Below are 700 nucleotides of genomic sequence, written 5' to 3' on the forward strand. Positions count from 1 at the left end.
AATGACGCTCTCAGTTTGGGGCGGTCCGTACTACGTGCATGTGCTGGTGAGCTTTGGTTTTGGCTACTCTGCGCTGTTCTTCTCGTGGTTGATCGACAAGTTGTTTCCGACCATCCCACGCATGCTAGAAATTGCGCTATCACTGACCGCGTGTTTGTTGTTTGGTGTAATTAATGCGCAGTTTTGGCTCGGTGAATACTTCGGTATTTCGGGCATGTTGCCTGTCTTGCTGATGGGCCTGCTGTTTAGCGGTATGTGTTATTTTTATTTTCATTCACGCGAAAAAGAAGCCATTGCACAGCGTGAGCTAGAGAGCATCAAACGTGAAAACGCCGAACAAGAACGAGCCCTTTTACTCAGCCAGCTCAAGCAGATGCAAAGCCAAATTGAGCCGCATTTTCTGTTTAATACGCTTGCCAATATCAGCGCGTTGATGTCGCAAGACGTCGATAAAGCCAAACAAATGTTGGATCAACTCACGGCGTTATTGCGTGCAACGCTAAAAAGCTCGCGTGAAGAGCGCACCACGGTTGAGAATGAAATCGCCTTGATTGACGCTTATCTGGGTATTCAAAAAATTCGTTTAGGCGAGCGCTTAAGTTACACAATCGAGGTGCAGGAAGGGTTAGGAAAGACAGAGTTGCGTGCGATGATGCTGCAACCTGTGGTAGAGATCGCCATTATTCACGGCATCGAGTCT

The 700-nt window shown here is 47.7% G+C and carries 1 protein-coding gene; it reads left to right on the forward strand.

What is annotated here, in order from left to right; all coding sequences use genetic code 11:
• The coding region (locus tag R7Q11_RS26410; RefSeq protein ID WP_225467024.1) for a sensor histidine kinase at positions 1–700 on the forward strand (700 nt) is incomplete at both ends.

It is taken from the genome of Vibrio sp. 970 (assembly GCF_033339075.1).